The sequence below is a fragment of the Chitinophaga sp. YR573 genome (assembly GCF_900110995.1).
GTDB lineage: Bacteria > Bacteroidota > Bacteroidia > Chitinophagales > Chitinophagaceae > Chitinophaga.
The window spans coordinates 1,483,260-1,507,611 of the sequence record NZ_FOJF01000003.1; the positions used below are offsets into that span (position 1 = coordinate 1,483,260).

Consider the following 24,352-nt stretch of genomic DNA (forward strand, 5'->3'; position numbering starts at 1 on the left):
TTATGGTTAGATTCCAGATCCTTTGAATTGATCATTAACTAGTGATACTCGGTTCGATATTTCTTATAAGGTCTACCTATTAGCATTCGAACCAAAACGAAGTTGAGTCTGATTACTTTATAAGATCGTGAAATAAACTTTATAAAAAAAGAAGCCTTCAAATCTAACGACCTGAAGGCTTCTTTTTTTGTGACCCCGTCTGGATTCAAACCAGAAACCTTCTGATCCGTAGTCAGATGCTCTATTCAGTTGAGCTACGGAGCCATTCCCATAAATTGGGATTGCAAATGTAGAATAAATCTTTTTAATAATCAAAATCTGTCATGTCGATTTTGCTGCCGGAGAAAGTTATATAATTTAAAAAGGGCCTCAAACTTTGCAGTTTAAGACCCTTTTAGTGACCTCGTCTGGATTCAAACCAGAAACCTTTTGATTCGTAGTCAAATGCTCTATTCAGTTGAGCTACGAAGCCATTCCCTTGATTGGGATTGCAAAAGTATGAAAAAAATCATAATCTCCAAATATTTTTAAAAAGACCGGCAAATAAAATCCCTATTTTCGCAAAAACACCACCCGTGAAAATTCAACTGTGGAGCATCGGGAAAGAGAATGATCCTTACATAAAAGACGGCATTGCCATCTTTCAGAAACGTCTGCAACATTATGTAGACTTTGACCTGAAATTAATCCCTACTGTTAAACAGGCCGCCAGCCTGTCCATCCCGGAACTTAAAAAACAGGAAGCTAAACTGATCCTGGATATGCTGCAACCTCAGGATTACCTGGTAGCGCTGGATGAATACGGAAAAATGCTGACTACCATTCAGCTGTCGGAGTTTATCCAACAAAGGGCCAATGCAGGCGTAAGACAGGTCATTATATTGATAGGCGGTGCCTTTGGTATTGATAGCAGCCTGTTGGAAAGAGCCCAGCTTAAATTATCCCTCTCTCCCCTCACCTTCCCCCATCAACTGGTAAGGCTGATCATGACAGAGCAGTTATACCGGGCTTATACAGTACTCAACAGGGAAAAATATCATCATCAGTGAAATGAATTATATTTACAATACTAAATAACAGACTGGAATGGAATACATGACTTTAAGCCTAGCAATCATCATTATTACATGCCTTATATCCATCACTACCTTCAACAGGCCGGATAAGATGGATGAACTGAGCATGTGGCCTTACATGGTAAAAGAAAAGAAACAGTTTTACCGCTTTTTTACTTCGGGACTGGTACATGCCGATTATATGCATCTCGGCTTCAACATGCTCACCCTCTATTTCTTCGGCCGTTATATCGAATCTGCTTTTCTGCAATTATTCGATTCTAAATTATACTACCTCGGGTTTTATCTGCTGGCATTAGTCGTATCCGATATCCCGACTTACGTTAAATATAAGAATGATTACGGTTATCGTACTATCGGCGCTTCCGGAGCAGTATCCGCTGTAGTATTTGCTTTTATCTTATTCAACCCCTGGCAGCGTATTGGCGTTTTCTTTATACCAATGCCTGCTATCGTATACGGATTTATCTACTTAGGTTATACTATATATATGTCCAGACGCGGACAAGGTTCCGGTATCAATCACGATGCACATCTATGGGGCGCCTTGTTTGGTATTACCTTCCCTCTCATTTTTGAACCAAGAATAGGACCTTACTTCATTGATCAGCTGTTGCATCATTACAGATAAACGCGGATTGCTTTTTGCGTAGGTATAATTTTCAAATATACTTTCACACGCAAAATGCGCCACCATGAAGCTTGATACAGCTAAAATCTTACAGAAGAAGAAAAAGCAAATCCTTGAACTGTGGATGAAGACCCAATTAGTGGATTTTTCTCTACGGGAAGACCTTATGTCCAATGATGAATTATCTGGTCAGTCAGAAGAATTAGTAGATGCTTTATTACAAACTTTAAATACTGCGTCCCTGGATGATGCCCAGGCAGATGCTTTTGAACCTGTACGTGATGTACTGGACGGTATTTCTTTGTCAAGAGCCAAACAAGGATACTCTCCCCGTGAAACCGGGATGTTTGTATTCAGTCTGAAAGATGCCTTATTAGGAGTATTGCAACAGGAATTGAAAAACGAACCTGTGCAATTGTATGAAGAAAGCATGAAAATCAGCAGACTGATAGACAACTTCGGCATTGCTACATTTGAAACTTTTATCAAAGGCAGAGAAGAAGTAATTCTGCGTCAGACAGATGAAATAACAGAGATCTCGACTCCTGTTATCCGCGTTTGGGACGGTATTCTGGCTATGCCTATCATTGGTACACTGGATAGTTCCCGCACACAGGTCGTAATGGAAAACCTCCTGCAACAGATCGTTGACACTTCCAGCACTATTGCTATCCTCGATATCTCCGGTGTTCCTGCTGTAGATTCACTGGTTGCCCAGCACCTGATAAAAACAGTCAGCGCTACCCGCCTGATGGGTGCTGAATGTATTATCAGTGGGATTCGGCCTGAGATTGCACAAACAGTAGTACACCTGGGGATAGACCTTTCTGGCATTATTACGAAATCCAGTCTGGCAAGTGCGTTAAAGCACGCTTACGGACTGCTGCAACTGGAAGTTAGAAAGTCTATCGCTAATAAAAGTTAACCCAAACCGATGGACAAGATACCTATTTTAAAAATTGGTCATTTTCTGATGGTGGCCATCCAGGTGGACCTCTACGACAGACTGGCCCTTAACCTGGAAGCCGACCTCATACAGGCAGTTAGTAAATACAATGCAAAAGGCGTATTAATTGATATATCATCTGTATCTATTGTAGACTCTTTCATGGGAAGAATTCTGGGAAACATTGCCAATATGAGCAAGATCCTGGATGCAGAAACCGTGATAGTAGGCATGCAACCAGCTGTAGCTATTACATTAATTGAACTGGGGCTGCCGCTGAAAGGAATTCAGAGTGCGCTGAACGTTGAAAAAGGAATGGAATTATTACAACAGAAATTACCTGCAGAAGCCCCCCTGGAAGACGATGATAGTACTTTCTAGCGATAAGATACCCATATCTAAGGAGCTGGACATGGTTGTTTTCAGAAACAGATTAAAGGAGCTTGCCGTTAAAATCGGAATGGGACTCGTTAATCAGACAAAACTGATCACCGCCGCCAGTGAGCTTTCCCGAAATATGCTGCGGTATGCAAACGGAGGTACTGTTCTAATGGAAATAATAAAAGGCCCCACTCAGAATGGTTTACGCATAACATTTTCGGATAAGGGACCAGGTATTGCAGACATTACGCAAGCCATGAGAGATGGTTTCTCAACCGGTAAAAGTCTGGGATTGGGCCTGCCGGGTGCCAAGAGACTGGTGAGCGATTTTGAAATTAAAAGTACTGTGGGAAAAGGCACCACGATTATAATCACCAAATGGAAGAATGGATAAGCGGAAGGCATGTTAGTTACTCTTTAGAAGACCGTAGTTACCTGTCTGTGTTGAAACGGGATGTACATCGCCTTGCCCTGCAAACAGGACTTGGCGAAAAGAGAATCGGTGAAATCGATATCGTGGTAGCTGAACTTGGCTCTAATATTCTTAAACATGGCGGCGGTGGCGAAGTGCTGGTTATGCTCACAGAACAACCTGTACCAGCCATTGAAATCATTGGCATCGACAACGGCCTGGGTATTTCAGACCTGGGCCGGATGATGCAGGATGGTATCTCTACGACTAAAACACTCGGACAGGGACTGGGAGCCATGAAACGGTTATCAGATTTCCTCCAGGTATATTCTGTAAAGGGTTGGGGAACCATCATATTGTCCCGGTTTTATCTCAAACCAGCTCCTGCTTTATCCCCTAAACAGGTAGCAGAAATCAGGACCATACTAGTTCCCAAACCAGGGGAAAAAGTATGTGGTGATGGCTTTTATATCGGAGTAGACAGAACCGGTATCCGTGTGTTGCTCGGGGATGGTCTGGGACATGGCCTGGAGGCCCATAAAGCCATTCAGGAAGCCATCAGCTCATTCAGATTCTGTATGCTAAAGGAACTACCTGAGGTAATCAGGCAGATTCACCTCGATGCTAAAAAGACAAGAGGTCTGGTAGGCACTCTGGCAACGTTCAATTTTAAAGAAAAGAAATGGCGGCTTTGTGGAGTAGGGAATATTCATACACGTACCTGGAATGCCATGCAAGCTAAAACATACCTGCCCTATAATGGGATAATCGGGCATAATCTGCCCCGTACTATTAATGAACAGGTAGGTGAAGAAGGTGCGGACCAATTATTGTTACTGTGTTCTGATGGGATCAAAACCCGCTGGGATATGAGTAAATACCCGGGCATTTTCAGGTACGATATGTCTATTCTGGCCAGTGCCATTTATAAAGACCATGCCCGTAAAACAGATGATATGTCAGTTGTAATAGTAAAAGTTAAATAAGTGTAATGCAGGAAATAACACACATCTCCCTGGATACTGATATGGACCTGGTACTGGTTCATAAACGCACCATGAAACTGGGTGAACTTGCAGGGCTTTCTCTTGCATTACAAACTACTTTTGCAACAGCGGTTTCTGAAGTAGCCCGCAACGTTATTGAGTATGGTCACGACGCCAGCCTGATGTTAGGCATCATGGCAGACCTGAAAGAACCGGATAAATTCCTGGTAGCTACAATAAAAGATCATAATAATAACCTTACAGACCGTATCAATGGAGGTCTTGTCTACGCCAGAAAACTAGTAGACAAATTCTCTATGATAAGTACAGAAGCTGGTGTTGAGATCATTCTCCATTTTAAAATACCGGGATCACAAAAAATTATTTCCAGCAGGATAGAACAATGGATCATCAGCTTCAATTTAGAACCACCAGTTTCTCCTTATGATGAGATAAAACGTAAGAATAAACAATTACAGGAACTGGCAGAGAAATTAAAAGAAAGTGAAACGCAGTATAAGGAACTGACGAACTCTCTGCCCATGATCATTTTCTCCATGCGTGAAGACGGAGAGTTGTTATATGCAAACAGCTGGCTGGAAGAATTTACAGGGGAAACACTATTACAACTAAACGTAAATAAATGGGCCAACGTGATGACACCGGAAGATCTTGCTGCAAGGTGGGAACAATGGTATCACCATGTAGCAGAGAATAAACCTCTCACACAGGAAATACGTTTAAAGAATGTATTGACAAATGAATATACCTGGCATCAGTTATCTGCTTTCCCTCTCTCCGATGAGAATGGAAAAACCCTGTACTGGACAGGGTTTATTGTAGATATCCACGCCCGTAAAGTGATGGAGCAAACCCTGAAAGATAACAGGGAATTACAGGAGATAAAGGTGCAGATGGAAGAAAAAGTGAGGGAATTAAAACGCAGTAACCTGGAGCTGGAACAGTTTGCGTATGCGGCTTCACATGATCTGCAGGAGCCATTGAGAAAGATCGTTTTTTACAGTGATTATCTCTATAAAAATTACTCTGCACTGATTGATGAACGCGGACAGCTGTATTTCAATAATATGATGGGCGCCAGTCAGCGTATGATACAACTGATCCATGATCTGCTTAACTTTTCCAGGATATACCGCGATAATCTTTACCTGGAAAAAACAGACCTGAATGTGATTGCGGCAGAAGCAGTGAACGATCTGGAAATAGGTATTAATGCGAAACAGGCTGTGATAGAAATCGCACATCTTCCCGTGATGTTCATCTATCCTATCCAGATACGCCAGTTGTTTCAGAACCTCTTATCCAATGCAATAAAGTTCTCAGATGAAGAGCGTATACCACATATTAAAATATATGCACTGAACGGTGGGAAAGAGATACAATTGATTTTTGAAGATAACGGGGTAGGCTTTCAAGAAAAACACCTGGATAAGATGTTCAGTCTTTTCCAGCGTTTACATTCCAGGGAGAAATATGAAGGCACGGGTATCGGGCTGGCCATGTGTAAAAAAATAGCAGATCTCCATAACGGAACAATTACTGCTACAAGCGAACCAGGAACCGGAGCCAGATTTATAGTAACACTTCCAAAAGAAGTAGTCGTATAATTATAATATTTATCAGATATGGAAAAGGTAGTGAAGATATTATTGGCTGATGATGATCTGGAAGATCGTTATATCATGCAGGATGCATTTAGCGCTATCAACTTAGCACATGTTCCCTTTTTAGTGGAAGATGGTGAAAAAGTGCTGGAATACCTGGCCCAAATGCATAGTGATGAGGGAATATTACCTTCGCTGGTAGTACTGGACCTGAATATGCCCCGCTTAAGCGGTACACAAACTTTAAGAGAATTAAAGAACATTGAACATTATAAAGATATCCCGGTGATTATCTTTTCATCATCTCTGAATGTAATAGAAATGCATGAATGCAGACAACTGGGCGCCCTTTCATACATGGTAAAACCATTTACTTATGAAGAATACCTGTTATCCGCACAGCACTTCTATGATTTCTGTTTATCAAAGCATTCATTCCCTGAATTTAACAGCCTGATAAATAATTTTAAATAGCGCTCCATTCCAGCAGTAACATATCCTTTGTAGACTCAGTAATCCTAAAACGGTCATCGATACGCATTCCTACTACCCACACTATCCGTTTGCCGGATTCAAGTACCCACATCTTTTCCTTCTGTAATAAAGATAGTTTCTGATCTATAAAGAACCTGCTCACCTTTTTCTTTTTACGCATTCCCAACGGATAGAAATAGTCTCCCTGTTTCCACCTTCTCAGTAACAAGGGATACTGCACAGCATGTCTATCCAGACAGGCAATATTGGCGGCTGTTGGAATAACCGTTTTACCTGCTTCTTTTATTTTAAGATGTCCGTCTGTAGTAACAATATGCGTGCGTTCCTTTTCAATGACGATAAGGGGCGCTTCCTGTTCTGCCAGCGTAGTAATGAGCAACCATTGTCTGTCGCGTATAATACGGTGGGTGGCTGTTTCTACCAGCCTTCCGGAAGTACTGTGTAACAGTTCCAGTACCTGTGGCAACTGTGCAGAGCTACATCCGAAATCGCGGAATATTTCCCAGGCAATGGTATGCAATGGTACTGTCTTTTGCAGACGCAGCACTGCTATCATCCAGGTATTCCCCTTTTGTGACAAGAGCCTTTTTTTATGACGGATCACCGACTGGCTATACAGTTCTTCCGCTTCACGGAAACGTTCTATACCTGCAGCTATATTATTAACCACCCCGGGATAGGCTTCCTGTATAACAGGAATGACCTGGTGCCGGAAGAAATTACGTGTGTATTTGATCGTTATATTGGAGCTGTCCTCTACATAGGAGATGTTATTCTCCGTTGCGTAAGTCAGCAATTCCTTTTTCTGTGTAAACAGCAACGGCCGCACCAGTGTAGTCTGCCTGGGCAGGATGCCATGTAAACCTGAAATGCCGGTACCCTTGCAGATATTCATCAATACCGTTTCCACGTTATCCTGCATATGGTGTGCAGTAGCCGTATAAGCACATCCGGAGGCCTTGCGGGTAGTTTCCAGCCATTCGTAGCGTAATTCACGGGCTGCTACCTGTATGGACACACGTTTCTCTGTTGCGTAAGCGGCTGTATCAAAGCGGACACTGAAAAAGGGCACATCCAGTGTGGCTGCCAGCGTAGTCACGAATGCTTCATCCCGTACAGATTCATCCCCCCGCAACTGGAAATTACAGTGGGCAATGGCAAAGGGTAAGCCAGTCTGTTTAAAGAGGTGGGCCATTACCACGGAATCCACACCGCCACTGGTGGCCAGTAATATCTTTTGATCATGGGAGAACAAATTCTCTTTCTGTATGTATGAGGTAAATCCTGTCAGTAAATCCATTGTTGCTGATTAAATAAGGTCATCGAGGGCCGTCTGTAATTCATTATAAGCATGTTTCTCACCAGCTGCTTTTGCCATTTCCATGCCTTTTTCATAGACACTGATGGCTTGTGCAGTATCCCCTGCCCTTTCCAGCAGTTTGCCCAGCTGATAATAAGAGCCTACATATCCTGGTTCATGTGCCAGCAGCTCTTCAAATAACTGACGAGCGTCATGATCATTGTTCAATTTAATGTATTCCAGCGCCAGTGCATGCTTCAGAAAGCTGTCCTCAGGGCTGTCTTTAAGAATTTCCTTTATCCTGGCTATCCTATCCATTATTTAAATATATTTGCCCATTCCCGTTTTAAATAACTAAACAGTTTAGGCCATGAAGATTTTAGTATGTATCAGTAAAACTCCGGACACAACTGCAAAAATAGCTTTCACAGACAACAACACGAAATTCAATGAGGCGGGTGTACAGTTCATCATTAACCCCTACGATGAATGGTATGCCCTGGTAAGGGCACTGGAGCTTAAAGAAACCCTTGGAGCCACGGTACATCTTATTACAGCAGGAGGTGCGGATACTGAACCCATTATCCGTAAAGCGCTTGCATTGGGTGGAGATGAGGCCTTCCGTATCAATACGGATAGCCAGGACAGCTACTTTATCGCAGCACAGATAGCCGCTCACGCTCAGCAACAAAGCTACGACCTGGTACTCACCGGTAAAGAAACCATCGACTATAACGGATCTGCCATTGGCGGTATGGTAGCAGAGCTGCTGGACCAGCCATTTATATCGATTGCAGCAAAGCTGGAACTGAATGGTACAGAAGCAACCGTCAACCGCGAAATAGAAGGTGGTGAAGAAATATTGAAGGTAACACTGCCGCTGGTGGTATCCTGCCAGAAAGGAATGGCAGAAGCCCGCATTCCCAATATGCGCGGTATCATGGCAGCACGTACTAAAACATTGACAGTAGTGGAACCTGTAGCCGCAGATACACTGACCGCCATTGCCAGCTTTGAATTACCAGCACCTAAAGCAGGTGTGAAAATGATCAGTGCTGATAATGTGGAAGAACTGGTAAAGTTACTACACGAAGAGGCGAAGGTGTTTTAAATTTCTAAGAACTTAAATATTACACTAAACATGTCAGTTTTAATATTTGCAGATCAGGCACAGGGTAAAATTAAGAAAGTAGCTTTTGAAGCGATACAATATGGTGCAAAAGTAGCCGCTCAAACCGGTACTACTGCCACTGCACTGGTACTTGGAGAGGTAGATGCCGCAGAATTGTCTGCACTGGGCAATTATGGTGTCACTAAAGTATTATATGCAGCCGATAGCCGCCTGAATGAAGTGGAAAGTGGGGTATATACAAAGATTATAGCCGCTGCAGCAGAGCAGGAAGGCGCAGATGTTATCGTATTCCCGCATAATTTCGACGGCAGGGCCGTTGCTCCCCGTGTAGCTGCCCGTTTAAAGGCCGGACTGGTATCCGGTGCTATTTCACTACCGGATACTGCTAATGGCTTTGTGGTGAAGAAGAGTGTGTTCTCCGGTAAAGCATTCGCTAATATCAACATCACTGCGGCGAAAAAGGTAATCGCCGTAATGCCTAATACATTCCCGCTGGAGAAAACGGATGCCGCTGCAAGCGTTACACCTTTCTCTCCTGCTATTAATGATGCGGATTTCAAAGTAAAGGTGAGCAGTGTGCAGACCGTTAGCGGAGAAATTCCGTTGACAGAGGCAGAGATTGTGGTGAGTGGCGGCCGCGGCCTTAAGGGTCCGGAAAACTGGGGCCTGGTAGAGGACCTGGCCAAAGTGCTGGGTGCTGCTACAGCCTGTTCCCGCCCTGTGGCAGACTCCGGATGGCGTCCGCATCATGAGCACGTAGGGCAGACTGGCCTGACGGTACGTCCAAACTTATACATCGCTATTGGTATTTCAGGCGCAATACAGCATCTTGCGGGTGTAAACGGCAGTAAGGTGATTGTTGTTATCAATAAAGATCCGGAAGCCCCATTCTTTAAAGCAGCAGATTATGGTATTGTGGGAGACGCTTTTGAAGTAGTTCCCAAACTGACTGCTGCCATAAAGCAACTCAAAAGCTAAAGGCAAAAGCCTGCTGCTTTTGGTTTAAAGCATTAAGCTATTTTTAGATAAGGAATATTTTTTCTAACTTCACGTTCTTACAAAATATTCAGCGACAACGCAGGACAGATATGAGAAAAATAGAACTGGAAATAGTTGCTCTATCGCACAGCATTACGCAAACGCATTCTTACGCCGTGGTCTTAGGAGAGGTGAATGGATTACGGCGTTTGCCAATTGTTATTGGCGGATTTGAAGCGCAGGCTATTGCTGTAGCATTGGAGAAAATGCAACCCAGCCGCCCACTTACACACGACCTGATGAAGAACTTCATGAACGCGTTCACCATTGAACTGCATGAAGTAGTCATCAGTAATCTGCAGGAGGGAATTTTTTATTCTAAATTGATTTGCTACAGTAACGAAGAAACTATAGAGATAGACTCGCGTACTTCCGATGCCCTGGCATTGGCAGTACGCTTTGGCTGTCCCATCTTCACATATGAAAATATACTGAACAGTGCCGGCATCCTGCTGGATGACCCTGCCGGTAAAAAAACAGGTGTGAAACCACTAACTCCTACCATTTCCGAGCATGAAAAAGGAGCTGAAGATGATTTGAAAGTACTGAACGTAGATGAATTGACCCAACTGCTGCAGGAAGTCCTGGAACAGGAAGATTATATTCGTGCTATTGCTATCCGCGATGAAATCAACAGCCGGAAAAGCAGGTAACTCCCATGATCGTTTTTCCCAATTGTAAAATAAACCTGGGCCTGCACGTCACACGCAAACGCCCTGATGGATTTCATGACCTGGAAACCGTGTTTTACCCTTTACCACTAACAGATGCTCTGGAAGTGATTACACCGGGTACACTCACATTTACAGGTAGTGGAATTCCTGTGCCTGGGAATACTGAAGACAACCTTTGCCTGAAAGCCTGGCATTTATTAAAACAGGACTTCCCTCTTTTACCGGAAGTCAATATCCACCTGCATAAACATATTCCCATAGGAGCAGGACTGGGTGGTGGTTCTGCTGATGCCGCCTTTATCCTGCAACTGTTGAATAATCGTTTTGAACTCTCCTTAACAGAAGAGCAACTGATAACCTACGCAGCTAAACTGGGGAGCGACTGTGCTTTCTTTATTCCTAATAAACCCTGTTATGCTACTGGTCGTGGAGAAATCCTGGAACCTATTCCTCTGAATTTGGACAACTGGTCATTTGTATTGGTATATCCGGGGATTCATGTAAATACAGGATGGGCATTCGGTCGTATCACACCAAAAGTACCTGCACAATCATTACGCGATAGTATACTGGCGCCTGTTGAAAGCTGGAAAACCCTTATCAGTAACGATTTTGAAGCACCTGTTTTCAGTGCGCATCCGGAATTGGCACAAATTAAGGATGAGTTATATGCCTATGGTGCCGTATATGCTACTATGAGCGGCAGCGGATCCGCGATGGTGGGTATTTTTCCTAAAAACAAAATAGCCGGTATTACATTCAACACCGGCTACAAAGTATTTATTCTCTGAGTTTAAAAATCCTCCTGTAAAATAGTCACCGGTCCTGTTAACCCCGATTTCAACAACTTTGAATGTTTGTTATAAAATTTATAAGTAGAGAATGTATATCTGCTGCTGGGCCTTGGTAATCCTTTAAGCAGCCAGTCTGGCCACTGATCTTCATTCTTAATGCCATCATCCGGCAACTTCTCATCACCAATAAGCCTGTTGGGCCACAGGTTAATCACTTCTATTTCCAGTTGATTATTTGTTTTTAATACGGCATCAGTGATATCCACTTTCCAGGGCGCTGTCCACAAAATCCCTACATCTTTTCCATTCAATTTTACCCTGGCCATATTATAGATCTCTCCAAGATCAAGATAAATCTTTGAAGAACTATTGATTTCCGGAAGATCAAAAGTCTTATTATATACAGCGGTGCCCGAATAATATTTAATACCATCCTCTGGTCTTAGTGTCCAGTCTTTCAATTCATCAAAATGGACTTGTCCCGGGCCTCCCCATTTAGGATCAAAAGACACCTGCCAGGGACCGGTTAGTGTGTTGATAACAGTGTTAGTTGAAAAGTTTTTGTGAGTAGATGCAGGCAGACTGTCTTTTGCAAATACGATAAAATAACTTTGATACGCGTCAAATTTCAATGGCAAAGAAGTAAGTTGTCCTGCGACTGTATATTCCGGTAATTTAGTGATACTGCCTGTAACAGCGTCCCATAGCTGAGCATAGCCACTCGTTGTTCTGAATGATGCAGTTGTTTGCACCTGTTGATCTGTACGGTTTGATACAAAATAAATATCCTCATCAGCGGTTATACGGTGCGTATATCTGAGTTGTCCGTTTGCTTTAAAATCCTGCTCAATACCCATATCACGGAGTATCTGAGCCGTAAGATCGTATTCAGGATAAAGATCGTTGATCTGTTTACTCAATTCTCCTCCCCATATTATTTTCCCCTTACCAAAGATATGCGTAGTCTGTTGTAACGGCTCCTGCAAGCTATCCCAAAACGTTTTCGCCATGTTACTGATCTGCGTATCACAGGCTGGATAACCGGATAATCCCGGGGATTTCAGCGGAGGGCTTCCTACCACAATAGCTCCGTCATGTACCAGTGAAGATATTTTTTTCAGCAATGCAGGAGTCATTGTTTTTACAGCAGGCAATACCAGTAAGCGATAGCTGGCTCCATGCGGAAATACGATTTTCCCGTCTTTTACACTGGCTGTATACAGCTGACCCGGAGAGCAGCCATCAAAATTATACCCCTTCCTATCTGGTATCACCACATCTCCGTCCATAGCTGATGAAGGCGGACGGAACACATGTGGAGAACCTTCAGGTGTCAGATATAACACATCAGCCACGGTCCTGCCCTGTTGTAAAATATACTGACATCTTGAAATGTAGTCGTGATAACCATTTACCAGTGGCCACCAGGTTTGATTCCTGTCCCAATGTACACCATAGGGCCCCATTGTAGCTCCCGGCCTCAATGAATCTGCCAGGAACTGGTTCTGAAAAGTGTGATAAACAAAACGGTTGATACCCGTTGCAAAGGCCCAGTCGCCCTGGTTTTTCATAGCACCCGGATATTGTTTCCAACCCTCATTATCCTGTGCTGTAAATGCTTCCGCAGGGATCAGGGCTTTTCCGTTTATATGCCCTATGGACGTCGCTTCAATACAACTGAAAGAGGAATTAAATCCCAGTCCCTTACTCCAGAATTCTGCCATAGGTAAATCCGCTACGGAACCCAGTTCCAGATCGGCAGTAGGGTTCATATCATAAGGCTCTATGGATAATTGCAAACCATTACGTTTGCCATATGCTTTTACATGTTCAGCATGATTTTCCAGTACTAACTCCTGTGCAGTCTGGCGCAGGTCCCACAAAAAACGCTCACTTATTTCTACGCTGCCTACAACGTTTCCTGCATATACAGGGTAATACGGCAGCGGGTCATAACCTCTCCTTTTTTTAAATTCTTCCCGGAAATGGGGCGTCCAGTTCTGTGCCCCCATTTCCCAGCTATCGATATGTAATCTCTTTAAACCACCGGCATCTGATGGATCAGGCTTGCCTGTTTTATGAAGCAGCCTGCCTACATAATTATCCAGGTGGGCATTGAGTGCAATGGTATCAAATTTATCAGCTTCAAAGCCCAAACCGGGTACTGGTGCGGGGCGGGTGATGGCGCCATTGTTACGCCTGCCTAAGCGCATGATGGTCCAGCTACCATTGGGGGCTAGCCAATACAATTTACCATTTCGTTGTAGTTTTCCACTGAGATCTATGATTTTATGCTGATCAATTATTGCTTCCTGCGGCAATTCATCATAAACAGCTACAGTCGGTAAAAACTGTTTTACTCCTTTTACAGACGAGTAAGGAGCGCGATAAAATAATGCCTTTTCATCGATATCTGTTATTTTAGATGATGGGACAGATGGCGTAGGATAGGCCAGCACGGCTACATCCTCATAAAAATCCTTCCACTGTTTTTTTAACTCAGGCGTAAAAGCTCCTTCGCCGAAGTAGGGCTGTTTTGGTGGAGGCACTGGTAATGTAATGGCCTTTTTTCTGGCACCATTGATGGTAACGGTACTGCTCACCAGCTGTTGCATAGACTGTGCTGGCGTTACCCATGGACCACCGCTGCCAGTCCAGCCCGGGCCGATACCTAATGTAATCTCAATGCCTAAACGTTTTGCTTCTTTAACAGCATGTGCAAAAAGGTTCTGCCATTCATCGCTTAGAAAATCAACTGGTCCACGGGGAATACCAACGTTTACTTCTAAGAAAATAAGATTGCCTATGCCCGCTTTTTTCATGGCTTCCAGATCAGCGGTAATAGATGCAGCGGACATATTACCATCCATGAAATACCAGTACACGCCTGGCTTTGCAGTATCCGGTGGATGAAGAAAACCTTTTTTTAATGTATTAATCTGGGCATAACCAGTGTTAATCAAACAGGAAAAATATATAAGACAAAATATCAGGTTTCTATACATTACGCAATGGTAATTTATGGATGATGCAAACGAAGCTCAACAAATTAATCATTTACCGGCATTCTATAGTTGCCATGATATTCTTTTGTATTTTAAATGTGCTGGTAATAAAAAACAGACTGTTCAAAAGTATTTGTAGACACTAAAAAGGCTCCGCTAGGAGCCCCGTGTTTGTAGCAACAATCTATCCTCTCCATAATTGACTCCGTTAGGAGTCCCCTATTACAGCAATTAATAGGGGACTCCTAACGGAGTCAAGTTTTGTTTATAATACGTTTTGCTACAAACACGGGGCTCCTAGCGGAGCCTTTTATATTTTGTTCATATATATGCAGACAACAAAAAAAGTCCGCAAATTGAATTTGCAGACTTTTAAGCGATATATTTTTATCTTCCCGTAATTACTTAACGGAAGCGATAAGAGTCTTGAAAGTTTCAGGCTCATTCATAGCCAGATCTGCCAATACCTTCCTGTTCAGGTCGATATTCTTGTCAGACAGCTTGTGAATAAACTGAGAATAGGTCAAACCTTCGGCTCTGGCAGCAGCATTAATACGTGCAATCCACAGCTGGCGGTAATTTCTTTTCTTCAATTTACGGCCTACATAGCTATAGGTAAGACCTTTTTCTAAAACGTTTTTGGCAACGGTATAAACATTTTTCCTTTTACCGTAGAAGCCTTTGGCCTGCTTTAATATTTTCTTCCTGCGGGCTCTGGAAGCTACTGCATTGACTGAACGAGGCATATAGTGCTTTTTTACTCAGGTTAATAATTAATTGTCCAACACCACATCTCTATCTGAGAGCAAGCATTCTTTTTACCAGGTCCAGGTTAGCAGAACTAACCAGGCTGCTACCTCTCAGGTGGCGCTTTCTTTTGGTACTCTTCTTAGTCAACAAGTGACTTTTGAAAGCATTATACCGCTTAATCTGTCCGCTCCCGGTAACCTTAAAGGTCTTCTTCGCCCGGGAATGAGTCTTTACTTTGGGCATCTTACATCAAATTTGGACTGCAAAGGTAGATAAATATTTGAAACAATATACGTGCAATATAAATTATTTATTAACGCCTTTACTGTGTGGATAACTTTTAAATATTTTTTTTGATCTTTTTTTGAACAGTTTAAGTCACTGACTATCAAATTATCCCTCCCCCCCTACCTCATGTTATCCTTCCATTAATCACCTTAAGATATATACACATTTTTTATATTTACTATATTAGTCATAATTTTAATCTTAAGAATAACCTTTTTTTTAGCCATATCAATAAAAAATGACCGAGCCTATGAAACCGTTTTACACGTCTCAAAATGCCGCCCCAATCAGGGTCTGGAAGGATTTTTCGCTGGTTAACCACTACAAATCATGCAGTGAGAATACCATTTAATTCTCAGAAACCTGATACTTTATTAACATATATTGATTGTTTGCAGCATGAAAAAGATCCTCCAATTATTACTCATCTGTATGTTCTGTGCACTTGGCATGGTGCAGGCTCAGACGACGCATATAAACATACCGGATACGGTTTGTATGTCGACGACCAGCAGTACTTCAGATCAGGCAAAGTTCACCAGTATTAACTCGTACCTCGACGGAAGTGGTATTTCAAGTATATCTCTGGCTACATGGACAATTACCACCCCTGGTGGAACGGATGCAGATTATAATATATTATACTCTGCCAATACGTCTACTGTGAAGGCTACCAAGTTAGTAAATACAAAATCACTGACATTGGAATTCCTGGTACCTGGTAAATATACATTTAAAGCCACATTCACATATGTCCAGGGGGGAGTAACTAAATCGATCTCCATTACCAGAACACTGGTTGCCGTAAATTGTACTATATCTACCTGTAATGGCGGTTATGCTGTTATGGCCGGATTTAATGAAAATTTCGGTACAATGCCAGCAGGGGTAGTGCGAATGAAATACCCTGTGGATAGTGTTGTGTGGTATGGATATCAATCTACCTACGGCCTCGCGGATAACTGGTATAACATATCAAATACTACTCACCAGAGAGACGAATGGGTAACCATGCCAGATCACACGGGTAATACCAATGGTGCGATGCTGGTGGCGAATTCTGCGATTGATCCGCTTAGATTCTATCAGAAAAAGGTAACCGGATTATGTAGTGGTTCCATTTATAACTTCAGTGCATGGTTGCTGGATTTGGATGGCATTGGTGTATTCGAAAATAACTGCGTTACTAATTTTATATATGCAGGTGTAACATTCCGGGTACTGGATGCTAATGATACCACCAAAGTATTGGCCAATTTCAAAACATACGCAGTATCACCGAACTTAACATCTCCCCAATGGCAACGTTACGGCGGACAGTTTACCATTCCGGCCGGTGTAACAAATGTATTGGTACGTATTATCAATGATCAGCCTGGTGGTTGTGGTAATGATATCGCGATTGATGACATCAGTTTTACATATTGTAGTCCTATTATTACTGCTGGTCTGTTAGGTAACAGCACTGGCCTTAAAGAAGTATTGTGTGAGGGGACTGCTGATACATTAACATCTTCTATATTACCTATTGGTTATTTCAAAGTTCCTGTTTATCAATGGGAAATGAGTGATGACAATGGTGTTTCCTGGTTTAATGTACCTTATGGTACACCAAGGGATTCTTTACTCAAGATTCCTGCGGGAGCATTAAAAGGTACTAAAACGGTAGCCGCAGACTACCTTTTCCGTGTTCGTGTATATGAAAAAGGCATTGCCGATTCATTGGGCTGTGCGAACCCCTCGAGTCCTATCAAGATTACGATCTTACCAATGCCGATACTGTCTCTTACCAAGAGTCAGGTCTGTGCGGGTGCAGTAGTGGAGTTAGAGGCATCAGGAGGTTTCGACAGATTTGAGTGGAGAGATCTTCCGGGATATGTAGGAGCAACCAGACAAATTACACTGGTGCCACCAGACACCACAATCATGGTATACGGTTTCGTATTCTATGGAGAAGGTGGTGGAAAAACCTGTAAAGACTCCAATACAGCCTATATTAAGGTAGATGATAAACCTGTCGTGGAAGTAGCTCCTTCTACAACAACCATCTGTTTGGGCGATGTAGTCGACTACAAAATCAACGCAGCGCTCGCTGGTATGGATATCAGGTGGTATCGTGGTTCTCATGGTTCCGCTATTGATACTACATTAATGCCTGAGTGGAATGGCGCCACAGATATTGAGGTCCAACCCACATCCGTGGCGGATAGTATTTTCTCCGTGATGGTCCGGTCTGGGGTCTGTGAGGTCGAATCAGCTCCTTTAAAGGTGATCATTACGCAAACGCCACCTAAGATCAAGTTCCCTCCGATTATAAATTGCTCCAGCACAAATCCAACTGGTGTATTCAATCTGCCTGATTCTACTCAGACAGGTGTAATCGGTTCATGGTCTATTGTGTCTTATACAGGTATTGACCTTCAGGCGGGTGAAACGATCAATGACTATGTCAAGATCTACAATCCAGCCAAGATGAATACCAAAGTAAGTATACCATATGGAAGTACAGTGGTAATCGGTTGGACGGCTCAGCCTACAGCTAACGGAAACTGTAAGATTACTTCTACGGATACACTCTCCCTGGTGAACAATCCTACCTTCAGTGATGCAGGTCCGGACCAGACACAGTGCGGTACTTCGAATGTATTCACCATGGCAGCTTCTGCGCCAGATCTTACATTAACGGGTCCTGCTGCTGAAAGTGGTAAATGGACACTGGTATCGGGTGTTGCGACAATAGCAGACGCCACCTCTCCTACTACAACCGTTACCGTTGCTGGTATACAGGATGTAGTATTAACATGGGCAATTACTAATGCTGCGGGTTGTTCTGGTAATGTGGGAACTGTTACTTTACATAAAACAGCTCCTCCATCTGCTGTACTGAAAGCACCTCTTACTATATGTAGTTCAGCGGGTACCTTCAATGTGGATTCAGTTTCAACCACGGGAGCACCTACTAATTATGTACTGAAAGCAGGTACACCTGCCCTGCCAGGTTTTGTAACAATGACAGGTACACTTGCATGGCCTATCACGGTTACTTATCCTACAGGTACATTACCAGCTCCTAATACTTATAACTTCATCCTCACGGTATCTACTGCCAACCCAGGATGTACGACAGATATTCCGTTCTCTTTAAATGTTTCTTCTCCTCCTACCGCTCCTACAGGCGTTACCGTTGGTACACCAAGTATTTGCGATACTGGTTCTACCATCCTTACTGTTGTAGGTGGTGACCTCGGAAAGAAAGCAGATGGTGTTACACCGGATGCTAAATGGAAATGGTATAAAGGAGCATGTGGAGGTACAGCTATTGACAGTGGTGCTTCTATCGTTGTTCATGGTATCAGCGCTACCACTACTTATTATGTGAGAGCAGAAGGTACCTGCGGTAATACTGCCTGCGCAAGCGGAACAGTGACTGTTTATACCAAACCAGCTGCTGCTGCTGCTGGAGTTGATCAGTCTCATTGCTCTGACTCCCTGTTTATCATGGCGGCCAATAAAGCGACCGCCGGTGCAGGTGTCTGGACCATCGTTTCTGGTACAGCTACTATTAGAACACCTGCCAGTGATACCAGTTCTATCATTGTATTAGCAGGAAATACTGCTACTTTAAGATGGACGATTACAAATGGTGTTTGTACATCTAATGATGACATCGTACTGACCAACTATAAAAATATCCAGGCTGCTGCTGGTGCTGACCAAAACCATTGTGCTACTCCTGCTTTCACCATGGCAGCTAATACGCCTGCTACAGGATCAGGTGCATGGACATTGGTGTCAGGTGCTGCTACCATCACAACACCTGCAAGTGCTACTTCTGCAGTGACGGTTGCTAATGGTGCTACCGCTACCCTGAGATGGACAATCACTAACGGAACCTGTACAACAACAGATGATGTAGTGTTAACTAACTACGCTACACCAACAACTTCTGTTGCCGGTCCTGCTCAATCACATTGTTCTGATTCTCTGTTCACTATGGCAGCTAACACGCCAACAGTAGGTACAGGTGTTTGGACAATTGTTTCAGGTACTGCTACTATCACAACTCCAACCAGTCCTACAAGTACTGTGTTCGTGTTAGCCGGTAAAACAGCTACGTTGCAGTGGACTATTTCCAATGGAACATGTACCGCTTCTTCTTCTACTGTTGTTCTGACTAACTATATGAAGCCTGCAAATGCAGCAGCTGGTCCGGATCTGTCTCATTGTTCTGATTCACTGTTTACCATGGTGGCCAACAAAGCTACTTTCGGTGCTGGTGTATGGACAATCGTTTCAGGAACAGCGACTATCACAACTCCTTCAAGTGAGGTAAGCACCATCTTTGTAAAAGCTGGTAATACTGCTACACTGCGCTGGACCATTACAAATGGTGTTTGTACAAGCAGTGATGATATCGTACTGACAAATTATATGAGTATACCGGCTGTTGCTGGTCCTGACCAGAATCATTGTGCTACTCCTGCTTTCACTATGGCGGCTAACACCCCAGGTACCGGAACAGGAGCATGGACAATTGCAAAAGGTACAGCGACTATCACAACGCCAGCCAGTCCAACATCAGCGGTAACAGTTGCCAACGGTGACTCTGCTTACCTGGTATGGACTATTACAAATGGTACTTGTAAAACAACTGATACCGTAATTTTAAGAAACTATGCAACACCAACTATTTCGGTTGCTGGTCCTGCTCAGTCACATTGTAGTGACTCCCTGTTTATCATGGCGGCTAACAAGCCAACAGTTGGTACAGGTGTATGGACAATAGTTTCAGGTACTGCTGTTATCAGAACGCCAACAAGTGATACGAGTTCAGTAATAGTAAAAGCAGGCAATACTGCTACATTACAATGGACCATTTCCAATGGTACATGTACGCCTTCTACTTCTACTATTGTACTGACTAACGCTCAAAAAATACCGGCTGTTGCTGGTCCTGACCAGGCTCATTGTGCTACTCCTGCCTTTACCCTTGCTGCCAACAGCGCTGGTACCGGAACAGGTGCATGGACATTGATAAAAGGTACAGCTACCATCACAACACCTGCCAGTCCAACATCAGCGGTAACAGTTGCCAACGGTGATTCTGCTTACCTGGTTTGGACTATTACAAACGGTACATGTTCTACAAAAGACACTGTTGTTTTAAGGAACTATGCTGCTCCATCAACTTCAGTTGCTGGTCCTGCTCAGTCACATTGTGCTGATTCTCTGTTCACCATGGCGGCTAACACGCCAACTGTGGGTACAGGTATATGGACAATTGTTTCAGGTACTGCTACTATCACTACACCAACCAGTCCTACAAGTACTGTGTTCGTGTTAGCTGGTAAAACAGCTACCCTTCAGTGGACCATTTCCAATGGAACATGTCCTCCTTCTTCTTCTACTGTTGTACTGACCAATTATATGAAGCCTGCTACGGCAGTAGCTGGACCAGATCTGTCTCATTGTTCTGATTCACTGTTTACAATGGTAGCTAACAGCGCTTCTGTTGGAGCAGGTGCATGGGCCATCATTTCAGGAACAGCAACTGTCACTACTCCGGCCAGTCCTACAAGTACTGTGTTCGTGTTAGCTGGTAATACTGCTACACTGCGCTGGACCATCACAAATGGTGTTTGTACAACCAGTGATGATATCGTACTGACCAACTACAGAAATATCCAGGCTGTTGCTGGTCCTGACCAGAATAATTGTGCTACTCCTGCCTTTACCCTTGCTGCTAACAGCGCCGGTACCGGAACAGGTGTATGGACATTGATAAAAGGTACAGCGACTATCACAACACCAGCCAGTCCTACATCAGCGGTAACAGTTGCCACCGGTGATTCTGCTTACCTGGTATGGACTATTACAAACGGACTTTGTAAAACAACCGATACCGTTGTTCTAAGGAATTATGCAACACCAACACCTTCTGTAGCAGGTCCTGCTCAGACACATTGTAATGACTCTCTGTTTATCATGGCGGCTAACAAGCCAACCATCGGTAAAGGTGTATGGACAATAGTTTCCGGAACAGCGACTATCAGAACGCCAACAAGTGATACCAGTTCAATCATAGTAAAAGCAGGAAATACTGCAACACTGCAATGGACCATTTCTAATGGAACATGTCCTCCTTCTACTTCTACGGTTGTACTGACTAATAATGCCAAACCAACGACAGCAGTTGCTGGTCCTGACCAGGGACATTGTGTGGATCCAAACTTTACACTGGCAGGTAATACACCTACGCTGGGTACCGGAGCATGGACACTGGTAAAAGGAACAGCTACTATTACAACACCAACCAGTCCAACATCGGCTGTTACAGTTGCCACCGGTGACTCTGCTTACCTGGTATGGACTATCACCAATGGGTTGTGTACTTCAACAGATACTGTTGTTCTCAGAAACGCACAAAAAGCAGTTGATGCCGATGCGGGTACCGCACAGGAACATTGCGGAGATCCTATCTTCATCCTGGCTGGTAACACACCTGATCTGCCATCTGCTATTGGTACCTGGACTGTTCTGTCGCCTGCTTCTGTAAAGATTGCTGCTACAGAAATACATAAACCAAATGGAGTAGTAAATGTACCTGCCGGTGTTACCGCAACACTGACATGGACCATTTCTAACTTAACATGTACTACTTCTTCTAATGTCACACTCACTAACTTCGGTCCGATTCTGGGTAACACCATTACCGCTGACCAAACATTGTGTGCGACTGAAACACCAGCTACTCTCACCGGTGGTGCTATAAGTGGTGGTAAAGGAACATATACTTATCAGTGGATTATCAGTACTGACAGTACCAACTATTCTGCTATCGCAGCAGCAACCGGTACGTCTTATTCTCCTGGTGTAATCGCAGTCACTACCTGGTTTAAACGTGTAGTCACTTCCGGTGGATGTGTACCTGATACCAGCAACGCTGTGAAGTTGTCGCTGATCACTAAACCGCCTGTAGTTGTAACCGTACCTGCTGCCATCACTACTGATTGTATACAGGGTAAAGATTACACGACACTGTTTGGCACTCCTACCTTCAGTCATGAACCTTACAGTAAAGAAGTACTGACAGTAACTTCTGCTGATCTGACAACAGTCGTAGATGCCTGTACAACTACCATCAGACGTACATGGACTGCTACTGACCGTTGCGGATTAACTACTTCTGCTCAACAAACCATTACTGTGGTTGACAGAACAGCACCAGTATTCACTACTGCCGCTCCTGCTAACGTAACAGTAGATTGTGATAAGGTACCTGCAGCCGTAAACCTGACCGCAAAAGATGATTGCGCTGGTATGCTCACTGTTGTGCCGATCGAAGTAAGACAGGATATTCCTGGAGCATGTACCAGCAATTATCTGCTGATCCGCAAATGGGTGATCGCTGATGCCTGTGGTAATGTGAGTGATACCTTAAGACAGACCGTTACTGTGAAAGACTTAACGCCGCCTGTATTCACTGCAGCTGCCCCTGCAAACATCACCGTAGATTGTGATAAGGTACCTGCTAAAACAGACCTCACCGCTACTGATAATTGTACACCTGGTGTCATCACGGTTACACCAATAGATTCAATTGCTACTATCGCTGGTGCATGTAAACAGAACTATCGTATCATCCGCAAATGGGTAGCTACTGATAACTGTGGTAACATGACCACTCTCAGACAAACAATCACTGTTCAGGATACTTCCAGACCGGTATTCTCTATCCCAGCACCTGCAAATGTGACTGTAGATTGCGATAAGGTACCTGCTCTGCCAACTGTCACCGCTACCGACAACTGTACTGCTGTCGTAACTGTTACCGTAGGTCAGAAAAAAGAATTCCTGTCAACTACCTGTTCTAATAATTACAAATTAACACGTACCTGGACCGCCAAAGACGATTGTGGTAATACTACTACCATGTCTCAGGTGATCGTGGTACAGGATACAACCAGACCAACATTCACTGTAGTACCTCCGGCAGATACTACCATCAGTTGCGATGCTATACCGGCTCCTGCTACTAATCTGAAAGCTATCGATAATTGCAGCGCTACCAGCAATGTGAAAATCGCTTACACACAGACAAGGCAGAATATCACCGGTGCTTGTGCCAGCAACTATCAACTGATCCGTACCTGGACTGCTAAAGATGAATGTGGTAACAGTACTGTTATCCGTCAGGTAATCACTGTCGTAGATACCACCAAACCAGTGATTGATCCGGCTCCGGCTAACATCACCGTGAATTGTGGGGAATCTATCCAGATTGCGGCTACCTTATATGCCCGTGATAATTGTGATGCCACCTTCCCGAAGAAGGCTACCATGAAGGAAGATCCTTACGTAAAAGATATCTGTAACGGATATACCATCATCAGAAGATGGACCATTGCAGATGCTTGTGGTAACCAGGCAATAGAACGTGTACAGACCATCACGGTAAATCCTTGTCCTAAACCAGAACTGGATCCTACCCTGCCTGTCAACTGTTCTAACAATACCAAGTTTGCCATCCTGTTGAAAAACAAAGTAAGCAAACCGAAATTCACGCTCGTTAGTATCACACCAGCAACGGCCGTAACCACTCCGCTGACACAAACCAGCAACGTGTTCGATCTGAAAGGTGCTACTCAAGCTACCTTCACAGTGACAGACGGCGTAACGGGTTGTGTATCTGATCCGGTGACTTACGATCTGCAATACACCGCTAAACCTGTAGTGAACCTGGGTAATGACACTTCAATATGTAGTGGAAACACCCTCACCCTGGATGCTGGTGCTGCCAACGCGGCTTACACCATCCG

General features: G+C 43.7%; 18 protein-coding genes and 2 tRNA genes. 13 read left to right on the top strand and 7 right to left on the bottom strand.

Going from position 1 to position 24,352, the window contains the following annotated elements; translation table 11 throughout:
• Positions 1–190 precede the first annotated feature (190 nt).
• Together BMW86_RS32255 and BMW86_RS32260 are read right to left on the bottom strand one after the other, a co-directional pair.
• A tRNA-Arg gene (locus tag BMW86_RS32255) sits at positions 191–264 on the bottom strand.
• A 134-nt stretch (positions 265–398) separates the two neighbouring features.
• Positions 399–472: transfer RNA gene (locus BMW86_RS32260), tRNA-Arg, on the bottom strand.
• A gap of 103 nt (positions 473–575) precedes the next feature.
• Between BMW86_RS32260 and BMW86_RS32265 the strand changes: the two genes are divergently transcribed.
• The 8 genes from BMW86_RS32265 to BMW86_RS32300 all read left to right on the top strand — a co-directional run bounded on the left by BMW86_RS32265 (position 576) and on the right by BMW86_RS32300 (position 6,531).
• A complete protein-coding gene (locus BMW86_RS32265) occupies positions 576–1,049 on the top strand; it encodes a 23S rRNA (pseudouridine(1915)-N(3))-methyltransferase RlmH (protein ID WP_089788332.1) in 474 nt (157 codons plus the stop codon).
• Between the two features lie 46 nt (positions 1,050–1,095).
• Positions 1,096–1,707 (top strand): rhomboid family intramembrane serine protease, encoded by a 612-nt coding sequence (locus tag BMW86_RS32270; RefSeq protein WP_089788107.1) that lies wholly within the window; start codon positions 1,096–1,098, stop codon positions 1,705–1,707.
• Between the two features lie 64 nt (positions 1,708–1,771).
• Positions 1,772–2,632 (top strand): STAS domain-containing protein, encoded by an 861-nt coding sequence (locus BMW86_RS32275; RefSeq protein ID WP_089788109.1) that lies wholly within the window; start codon positions 1,772–1,774, stop codon positions 2,630–2,632.
• A 9-nt stretch (positions 2,633–2,641) separates the two neighbouring features.
• Complete coding sequence (locus BMW86_RS32280) at positions 2,642–3,034, top strand: STAS domain-containing protein (RefSeq protein ID WP_089788111.1); 393 nt, start codon at positions 2,642–2,644, stop codon at positions 3,032–3,034.
• On the top strand, positions 3,018–3,428 hold the full coding sequence (locus BMW86_RS32285; protein ID WP_089788113.1) for an anti-sigma regulatory factor: 411 nt from the start codon (positions 3,018–3,020) through the stop codon (positions 3,426–3,428). Before BMW86_RS32280 ends, BMW86_RS32285 begins: the two co-directional genes overlap by 17 nt.
• Positions 3,413–4,432: an ATP-binding protein gene (locus BMW86_RS32290; RefSeq protein ID WP_089788115.1), complete on the top strand. Its 1,020-nt coding sequence runs from the start codon at positions 3,413–3,415 to the stop codon at positions 4,430–4,432. Before BMW86_RS32285 ends, BMW86_RS32290 begins: the two co-directional genes overlap by 16 nt.
• A gap of 5 nt (positions 4,433–4,437) precedes the next feature.
• Complete coding sequence (locus BMW86_RS32295) at positions 4,438–6,060, top strand: ATP-binding protein (RefSeq protein ID WP_089788117.1); 1,623 nt, start codon at positions 4,438–4,440, stop codon at positions 6,058–6,060.
• Between the two features lie 18 nt (positions 6,061–6,078).
• Entirely contained in the window at positions 6,079–6,531 is a 453-nt protein-coding gene (locus tag BMW86_RS32300; RefSeq protein WP_089788119.1) for a response regulator, read from the top strand.
• Here BMW86_RS32300 and tilS read toward each other — a convergent pair.
• On the bottom strand, positions 6,524–7,852 hold the full coding sequence (gene tilS, locus BMW86_RS32305) for a tRNA lysidine(34) synthetase TilS (protein WP_089788121.1): 1,329 nt from the start codon (positions 7,850–7,852) through the stop codon (positions 6,524–6,526). The genes BMW86_RS32300 and tilS overlap by 8 nt on opposite strands.
• Positions 7,853–7,861: 9 nt before the next feature.
• Positions 7,862–8,170: a tetratricopeptide repeat protein gene (locus BMW86_RS32310; protein ID WP_089788122.1), complete on the bottom strand. Its 309-nt coding sequence runs from the start codon at positions 8,168–8,170 to the stop codon at positions 7,862–7,864.
• Positions 8,171–8,222: 52 nt separating this feature from the next.
• On the opposite strand from BMW86_RS32310, the gene BMW86_RS32315 reads away from it, so the two are divergent.
• From BMW86_RS32315 to ispE, 4 genes are all read left to right on the top strand, one after another.
• Positions 8,223–8,963: an electron transfer flavoprotein subunit beta/FixA family protein gene (locus tag BMW86_RS32315; protein WP_089788124.1), complete on the top strand. Its 741-nt coding sequence runs from the start codon at positions 8,223–8,225 to the stop codon at positions 8,961–8,963.
• 30 nt (positions 8,964–8,993) lie between these two features.
• Positions 8,994–9,962 carry an electron transfer flavoprotein subunit alpha/FixB family protein gene (locus BMW86_RS32320; RefSeq protein WP_089788126.1) on the top strand — a complete coding sequence of 323 codons (969 nt, stop codon included), beginning with the start codon at positions 8,994–8,996 and terminating at the stop codon, positions 9,960–9,962.
• 110 nt (positions 9,963–10,072) lie between these two features.
• The gene (locus tag BMW86_RS32325; RefSeq protein ID WP_089788128.1) at positions 10,073–10,675 is read left to right on the top strand and encodes a bifunctional nuclease family protein; all 603 of its coding nucleotides are present in this window, start codon (positions 10,073–10,075) and stop codon (positions 10,673–10,675) included.
• A gap of 5 nt (positions 10,676–10,680) precedes the next feature.
• Positions 10,681–11,487, top strand: coding sequence for a 4-(cytidine 5'-diphospho)-2-C-methyl-D-erythritol kinase (gene ispE / locus BMW86_RS32330; protein WP_089788131.1), 807 nt, complete (start codon positions 10,681–10,683; stop codon positions 11,485–11,487).
• A gap of 2 nt (positions 11,488–11,489) precedes the next feature.
• Here the strand turns inward: ispE and BMW86_RS32335 are convergent, their stop codons facing one another.
• The 3 genes from BMW86_RS32335 to rpmI form a co-directional block, all read right to left on the bottom strand.
• Entirely contained in the window at positions 11,490–14,453 is a 2,964-nt protein-coding gene (locus BMW86_RS32335; protein ID WP_255373057.1) for a glycosyl hydrolase, read from the bottom strand.
• A 443-nt stretch (positions 14,454–14,896) separates the two neighbouring features.
• Positions 14,897–15,241, bottom strand: coding sequence for a 50S ribosomal protein L20 (gene rplT / locus BMW86_RS32340; RefSeq protein ID WP_089788135.1), 345 nt, complete (start codon positions 15,239–15,241; stop codon positions 14,897–14,899).
• 49 nt (positions 15,242–15,290) lie between these two features.
• Complete coding sequence (rpmI, locus tag BMW86_RS32345) at positions 15,291–15,488, bottom strand: 50S ribosomal protein L35 (RefSeq protein ID WP_089788140.1); 198 nt, start codon at positions 15,486–15,488, stop codon at positions 15,291–15,293.
• Positions 15,489–15,932: 444 nt separating this feature from the next.
• Between rpmI and BMW86_RS32350 the strand changes: the two genes are divergently transcribed.
• On the top strand, positions 15,933–24,352 hold an 8,420-nt coding region (locus BMW86_RS32350), incomplete at its 3' end, for a beta strand repeat-containing protein (protein WP_143056759.1).

What these genes read in the sequence shown, in the direction of transcription:
- BMW86_RS32320 (WP_089788126.1), top strand. Translation starts at nt 8,994, where the DNA reads ATGTCAGTTTTAATATTTGCAGATCAGGCACAGGGTAAAATTAAGAAA.
- BMW86_RS32280 (WP_089788111.1), top strand. Translation starts at nt 2,642, where the DNA reads ATGGACAAGATACCTATTTTAAAAATTGGTCATTTTCTGATGGTGGCC.
- rpmI (WP_089788140.1), bottom strand. Translation starts at nt 15,488, where the DNA reads ATGCCCAAAGTAAAGACTCATTCCCGGGCGAAGAAGACCTTTAAGGTT.
- BMW86_RS32300 (WP_089788119.1), top strand. Translation starts at nt 6,079, where the DNA reads ATGGAAAAGGTAGTGAAGATATTATTGGCTGATGATGATCTGGAAGAT.
- BMW86_RS32290 (WP_089788115.1), top strand. Translation starts at nt 3,413, where the DNA reads ATGGAAGAATGGATAAGCGGAAGGCATGTTAGTTACTCTTTAGAAGAC.
- ispE (WP_089788131.1), top strand. Translation starts at nt 10,681, where the DNA reads ATGATCGTTTTTCCCAATTGTAAAATAAACCTGGGCCTGCACGTCACA.
- BMW86_RS32315 (WP_089788124.1), top strand. Translation starts at nt 8,223, where the DNA reads ATGAAGATTTTAGTATGTATCAGTAAAACTCCGGACACAACTGCAAAA.
- BMW86_RS32285 (WP_089788113.1), top strand. Translation starts at nt 3,018, where the DNA reads ATGATAGTACTTTCTAGCGATAAGATACCCATATCTAAGGAGCTGGAC.
- rplT (WP_089788135.1), bottom strand. Translation starts at nt 15,241, where the DNA reads ATGCCTCGTTCAGTCAATGCAGTAGCTTCCAGAGCCCGCAGGAAGAAA.
- BMW86_RS32295 (WP_089788117.1), top strand. Translation starts at nt 4,438, where the DNA reads ATGCAGGAAATAACACACATCTCCCTGGATACTGATATGGACCTGGTA.
- BMW86_RS32325 (WP_089788128.1), top strand. Translation starts at nt 10,073, where the DNA reads ATGAGAAAAATAGAACTGGAAATAGTTGCTCTATCGCACAGCATTACG.
- BMW86_RS32310 (WP_089788122.1), bottom strand. Translation starts at nt 8,170, where the DNA reads ATGGATAGGATAGCCAGGATAAAGGAAATTCTTAAAGACAGCCCTGAG.
- BMW86_RS32270 (WP_089788107.1), top strand. Translation starts at nt 1,096, where the DNA reads ATGACTTTAAGCCTAGCAATCATCATTATTACATGCCTTATATCCATC.
- BMW86_RS32275 (WP_089788109.1), top strand. Translation starts at nt 1,772, where the DNA reads ATGAAGCTTGATACAGCTAAAATCTTACAGAAGAAGAAAAAGCAAATC.
- tilS (WP_089788121.1), bottom strand. Translation starts at nt 7,852, where the DNA reads ATGGATTTACTGACAGGATTTACCTCATACATACAGAAAGAGAATTTG.